The following is a 6,492-nucleotide window of genomic DNA, read 5'->3' as shown; positions in this document are numbered from 1 at the left end:
GATTCATCGGTTCAAACTGCTGAAATACTTACTATGTATACATTTTATCAGTTTTAAGCTCCGGTTTTTTCTGAGTTTGTGAGAAATCCGGGCCAGGACTACAACCACAATTGTCTGCAATATCATCTTTTTGGAGTTTGATGTATGTTTCTATCGTTCACAACTGGTATTTGATGTGTGTCCACAGGCGTAATGCGATCGCATCTCTCCTGTAGCGTCCATTTATTTACTCAAAAACAACGCCACGATAAATTTCCGTCATTGGCAATTCAATACTAACTGAATCCAAAGAAATAGATAACTCTAAACCGCTAAAATCACTAAGCAACCAACCTTGAGCTTGTTTACTATAGCGTTCCACAAAAGGTTCATCCTGCTCGACTAATAAATATTCGCTAAAATTCTCAATTGAGCGATACATCCGAAATTTACTGAGTCGGTCGTAATCTGCGGTGGAAGGAGATAGAACTTCAATAATCAGTGTCGGATTCAAGACTTCATCTAAACGTAGACGCTCCTGCGGCTTGTCGTAGACATCGCCATTTAGTTGCGGTTCGCCGTCAAAAACCATTCATTACATCTGGATATACTCCGCGTCGATGTTCAGGAATCCACAGTCGTAAATCACTGTTAATTGGCTCGAATTGAGTATCGCGCAGCACTGTACTAAAATAGGTCAGAATGTTCCTACCGATGCGGCTGTGTTTGAGTGTCCCTCCGGCCATAGGTACAATTTCTCCATCTCGATATTCGCTGCGTCCTTCGGCTTTTTCTTCGATCACGCGATATTCATCCAAGCTGTAGCGGCGCGAGATGGTAGAAATCATAGGTCGTAATCGATCGCTAATGGTTGGGAATTAATAAATCTATTATAAAGATATAAAAAGCCTGTTTGCGATCGCTACCCACAAACAGACTTAACTTTTTTATACTTCTAATTAAGCTTGCTCCCAAAGCTGACGTACATAATCAGGTAACGCGCCAGCAATTTCTTGAATCCGCTCTGGAGAAAGTTCGTCTTTGGTGGCAGAAAATACCGCTTTAACTGCCTGTTCTGCCTCGACTGATCCTGGAACTCCGCCTTCATTCGCAACCCTCGTTAGAAATAGCTTGGAATCAATTCCAATGGGAGCCGGGCCTTTTAAAGGTTGACGGATGCGACTTAAAAATCTCACAATCGGATTGGTGTCTTTCCAGAGTTCAGCCACTTCAAACTGGAGTGCTTTTTCATCTGTAGGTATAGCTTCTGTATGCAGTTCTGACTCGACGCGATCGCTTGCTTCTGTGGTCATTAAGTCACGCATGACACGATACACAACTTCGGTAAAGTCTCTTGCGTCATACAAATCCGCAAATCCACTTCCAACCATGACCTTTTCAAGAAAGGAGTGATGTTGATCAGCGATCGCAGTTCGAGTATCTTCAATCTCTGTTGGGTCAACTTCTGGAATGTTTGTCTTAAATGTTTGATCGGTCATTGTTTTGTTGTGGTTCTTATTTTTGAGTCTTTCTGCTTGCTCTATGTAAGGTCGCACAAATCAAAAACCCTTAGTATCATCCATAAGTTTGAGATGCCATTTATTCAAAAGTTAGAAATTCATCTGATTTGCATGAATATAGGTAGCAGGACTACGCCCCAACAAAGGTTCTGGATAACATATATTTAATTTCTGAAAATATCATATCTATTGAGTAGAGCAATACTTTTAGTGTTTTTGCTCGTTGTAAACATCACCCATTGGTATCAAAAAACAGTCAAAATAGATGAGTTAGTATAAAAGCTGCCGAAACAAAGATGCTAGAAACAACAAACATCGAAATTCACACTTCCTATATCAAAGTTCCTAACAATGGCTTAGAAATCGATGCTTACTTAGCTCAACCAGCACAAAATGGAACTTTTGGCGCAGTTATAGTTTTTCCAGAAATTTTTGGAATCAATAGTAATATTCGAGATATCACCGAACTAATCGCTAAACAAGGTTATGTAGCAATAGCCCCGGCGATGTATCAACGTATTGCTCCTGGCTTTGAGGCTGATTTTAGCGCTGAAGATGTTGGGTTTAGTCAAGAAAGCTATCGGTTGGGCTTGGAATACTATCAACAAGTAAAGTATCAAGATATCTTAAGTGATATTCAAGCTGCGATCGCCTACTTAAAAACTTTACCCAACGTCAAAAATGATGCAATCGGTGTCATTGGTTTCTGTTTTGGCGGTCATGTTGCTTACATCGCTGCGACTTTCCCGGATATCAAAGCAACAGCTTCGTTTTACGGTGGCGGAATTACCACGTCTAGTTATGGCGAAGAGACTCCAACCATTAATCGTACCTCGGAAATTCAAGGTACTATTTATGCCTTTTTTGGTACAAGAGATACATTAATTTCCCAGGAAGAAAACGAGCAAATTGAGGCAGAGTTAAAAAAATATCAAATCAATCATCGTGTATTTCGATACGATGCAGGACACGGTTTTTTCGCTGGATTTTTCAAAGACAAGTACCCGTTTATGGAACAACACCCAAGTTACAATCCTGAAGCTGCTCCTGATGCTTGGCAACATGTTCTAGAACTGTTTCAAAATCACTTGTAAAACCGTCTATTGAGAAAGTAAATATTAGGTAGTGGCGTGGCAAGGCTAAAATGTTGCAAAAAAATTGTAGGTTGGGGAGCCACTGCGTTGCGCGGGTTTCCCGCGTTGTAGCAAGTGGCGTTGGAGGCTTTGCCAAAGCCAACATACATCTACGTCTAATGCACTATTTTAAGCTTGCCATGCCACTACAGTTTAAGGTTTACTACAAAACAAAATTACAAGACTGTAATAGCAATTAAAGGTTCGCGCTCGATATGCCAGTAACGCTTCATAATTGCGTCATAATCTACCGCCCCGCGATCGTAGGTTTCAATCACCTGATTTATCTGCATAGGTGCCTTAATAAATATAACTACTGGCTTTAACCGCCTATTCAATGTATAATAATGCGAGTTTATAAAGTTTGAATAACGTAATAGTAACTAGATAACTTGGCAATTTCAAATTAGTGTTAAACCACTTCATTAACGTTTAGCTGGAGAGGAATCTGAATGATAAACTCAGTTCCTTTTCCAGAAGTTGAGAAACACTCTAGTTTGCCGCCATGTTTTTCTGTGATGATTTGGTAGCTGATAGACATACCCATTCCAGTTCCTTTGCCAATAGGTTTGGTAGTAAAAAAAGGATCGAATATTCGTTGCTGAAATTCTTTAGATATACCGATTCCATTATCAGCGATCGCAACTTCTAACCACTTTAAATTAACTACAGACGTGCGAATCTTAATTTGACTAGGATTTTCCTCAATCTCCTGATAGGTACGCTTAATATTATTTTCTTCTAACGCATCAACCGCATTTACTAAAATATTCATAAACACCTGGTTGAGTTGTCCGGCATAGCATTCTACTAGAGGTATAGTGCCGTAGTCTTTAATCACCTCAATTTCAGGTTGTTCTGGTTTAGGTTTGAGGCGGTGCTGCAAAATCATCAAGGTACTGTCGATGCCTTCATGAATATCGACTCTTTTGAATTCTGCTTCATCGATGCGGGAGAAGTTTCGCAACGACAGTACAATTTGGCGAATGCGCTCAGTGCCTACTTTCATAGAAGACAACATTTTTGGTAAGTCTTCCTGCAAAAACTCTAAATCGATGTCTTCAGTAAAGGTTTGAATTTCAGCCGCAGGTTTGGGATCGTGCTGCTGATACAATTGCACAAACGCTAATAAATGCTGAGTATATTCCTCTACATAGACGAGGTTGCCATGAATAAAGTTGACTGGATTATTAATTTCGTGTGCAACTCCAGCAACTAGTTGTCCCAGACTAGACATTTTTTCACTTTGAATAACTTGAGATTGAGTGCGCTGCAATTCCTCTAAGATATTTTTGAGTTCAGTAGTACGTTCTTCTACCCGATCTTCTAGTTTTTCTTTACTTTTCTCTAAAGCGGTAAACGATTCATGTAGTTGCTCTGCCATGTGGTTGAAAGAGTTAGACAGGATATTAAGTTCTTGAATAACGCCTGGTTCTACTGTCTGAGCTAAATTGCCTGATGCCATTGCCTCACTTGCCCAATTTAGGCGCAGAATCGGCCGTACAATCCAATGGGAAGTAAATACGCCCATCACAGAGGCTATAACTAATGCACCAAAACAAAGTGCAATCGTGGTGCGCGTATTAGCATTAATTTGCGCCATAAATGTGTCTTCAGGCACACTCACTACCATCAGCCAATTCAAGCCATACTTGTCACGCCAAGGTACAACATCGACAAAATGCCGTTTTCCTTGTAACTCAATTTGAAAATCTGTGTCTTGGGTGATAGACCTAAACCCAGAGATTTGGAGGTGTTTAGCAATGTTCTGTATGATTGGGTCAGAACTATCGATCGCATTCAATCGCCGGATATCTTGATTGACGAGAACAAAAGGCTTTTCTGTACCAGAACTAGCAATTAATGTGCCATCCCGTTCTAAAAGGAAGACTTTCCCAGACTGGCTAATATTCAAATTGCGTAAAAAATCGCTCAGTTTTAGCAGGTGAATATCAGAGCCAACCATTCCCAGCAAGCGATTTTGGGAATCATAGATAGGACGACTGGCACAAGCGGCAATGTAGGGGCCTGTAGGAAGATTTCCAGTTACAATCTTTGCCCAAATAGGTTTACCTGCGGCAATGGGTTGATTATACCAAGATTCAGTAAGATTATTCCAATTCCACCGAGCATTGATTTGAGTTCGATTACCTTGCTGATCGGTAGCATAAGTGGAAATATTATTGAGACGCTTGGCAGTCCAATCATCAATGGTAATTGTCTTGTCATCATAACGACCGGCTCCTACCCCTTCACGCGTCGTTAGTCCGATACCAATATAAGTCAGGTCATAAGCCTGTATTTGATCCCAAAAATACTTACCCAGGGTTTTGCGATCGCGCACATCTAATATTCCCCTGCGGATGGCATCTGCATTGATCTGATTAAGGGTTTGTGGAATGGCCAGATAAGACTTCAAATGTTCATCCACTACCTCGCTTGTGCGATCTATCAGCTGTTCTGCTAGGTCGTTAACTGCCCTTTGTCCATTTTTAAAGGACAAATAACCCACTAAACTTACTGCTGCAAAAATTTGGATCAGGAAGGGAACAACAAGAACAATCTGTAAGGGGAACGCTTTACCTTTGCGGGGATAGGGAATCTTCATTACTGCAAACTGGAGGTTGTGCTAATTTGATTTGCTTCTATAGTTCCCAATATGTCCACATACTCACCTTTGTTTAGTTTTTTAGTCTAGTTACTGGGTTAAACGCTAGCTTTACCCGAATGGCACTAAGTTAATCGCAAAGCCCTGATATAACAAGATTTTGAGTGTGGGGAGTGGGGGAAGTGTGGGGAGTGTGGGGGGTAAGACTTCTTCCCCATCCTCCCACACCTCCCACACCTCCCACACTATGCCCTGACGAGGTTTCAGCTTTTCTTAGTGCCATTCAGCTTTACCCAGATAGGACATGACACGCTGATTAATTCATCTGGTAGTTCTTTGGGAGTTCTCAAAGGATATACAGGTTCAGTACATTTAGCGTAATTGTGAATGCGATCGCTTAGTAGCACTCCTACGTCTCTTTTTTAAAGTTTCTGTCTACGACAAACTGCTTCTCTACATTCGTGCAGCGTGTCGCAGACAGAAACTTTGCGTAGCTTGCTTCAACCTAAGAGTATGTATCTACGCAATTATTTAGACTAGACCAAATTTTAAGTAACAGCACACATACTAATTTGTTGCTGCTGTCTTTCCATTCTTACTCTCCACACTGGCAACAAATGACGTTTGCTCCCCGCTAGGAGTTAGCGACTCGCCTCGCAATCCCTTACGACGCTGGCTTTTAGGGACTCCTCCCGCCATACCGTATTCCACACTGCTTTTGCCATACCGAGTTCCAACAGCCATTAACATATGTTCTGTCATATCTCCCAACTTGTCTTCTGTTTCCAGCATTTCCCGGTACAATTTATCCAAGCTGGAAAGGGCACTGTTATAGGCATTTTCTTTAGTTCGCATCATTTCGATCAGGTTTGAGAAGGCAGGTAAAGTGAGTCCATTGCCTAAATCTAAACTTGGATCAATTGAGTTTATGCTAGCTGCACGACGCACTGCTCTTTCTAACACTGCGGAAGTTCTTTTTCTCCGAGCCATAATCAACACCTTGTAATACAGTACGGCTAATATTCTTTACCTTAAAGAACTACCGTATTGATCAGCCTGAGAGAATTCCGGCAAATCTGCAATAGCTTTTGTTACATAAGAATAATTACAGCAGATTGCGCGAACTACTTAAATGAGAAAGCAAACTGGGGTTTGAGTAAGTAAAAGCTGCTTTTGCTTGCGGAAAACACCAAAATGAGAAAGCAAACTGGGGTTTGAATAAGTAAAAGCTGCTTTTGCTTGCGGAAAACAC

The 6,492-nt window shown here is 41.1% G+C and carries 5 protein-coding genes and 1 pseudogene; 1 reads left to right on the top strand and 5 read right to left on the bottom strand.

Translation table 11 applies throughout. The features are described from left to right. Positions 1-226 precede the first annotated feature (226 nt). Both V7K69_RS29370 and V7K69_RS29365 read right to left on the bottom strand, forming a co-directional pair. Positions 227-827 (bottom strand): annotated as a pseudogene (locus V7K69_RS29370) (Uma2 family endonuclease). 111 nt (positions 828-938) lie between these two features. Beyond that, positions 939-1,478: a DUF2267 domain-containing protein gene (locus V7K69_RS29365; RefSeq protein WP_335041095.1), complete on the bottom strand. Its 540-nt coding sequence runs from the start codon at positions 1,476-1,478 to the stop codon at positions 939-941. Between the two features lie 317 nt (positions 1,479-1,795). Between V7K69_RS29365 and V7K69_RS29360 the strand changes: the two genes are divergently transcribed. Further along, positions 1,796-2,593, top strand: a complete 798-nt coding sequence (locus tag V7K69_RS29360; protein WP_335041093.1) for a dienelactone hydrolase family protein — start codon at positions 1,796-1,798, stop codon at positions 2,591-2,593. A gap of 451 nt (positions 2,594-3,044) precedes the next feature. Here the strand turns inward: V7K69_RS29360 and V7K69_RS29355 are convergent, their stop codons facing one another. From V7K69_RS29355 to V7K69_RS29345, 3 genes are all read right to left on the bottom strand, one after another. After that, on the bottom strand, positions 3,045-5,240 hold the full coding sequence (locus tag V7K69_RS29355) for a sensor histidine kinase (protein WP_335041091.1): 2,196 nt from the start codon (positions 5,238-5,240) through the stop codon (positions 3,045-3,047). A 130-nt stretch (positions 5,241-5,370) separates the two neighbouring features. Further along, positions 5,371-5,523 carry a hypothetical protein gene (locus tag V7K69_RS29350; RefSeq protein ID WP_335041089.1) on the bottom strand — a complete coding sequence of 51 codons (153 nt, stop codon included), beginning with the start codon at positions 5,521-5,523 and terminating at the stop codon, positions 5,371-5,373. Between the two features lie 284 nt (positions 5,524-5,807). Next, a complete protein-coding gene (locus tag V7K69_RS29345) occupies positions 5,808-6,230 on the bottom strand; it encodes a hypothetical protein (protein ID WP_335041086.1) in 423 nt (140 codons plus the stop codon). Between the last annotated feature and the right edge of the window lie 262 nt (positions 6,231-6,492).

The organism is Nostoc sp. (assembly GCF_036917775.1).
In the GTDB taxonomy this organism is placed as follows: Bacteria; Cyanobacteriota; Cyanobacteriia; order Cyanobacteriales; family Nostocaceae; genus Nostoc.
The sequence above is the reverse complement of the archived record's forward strand: the minus strand, read 5'-3'. Positions and strand labels throughout refer to the sequence as shown.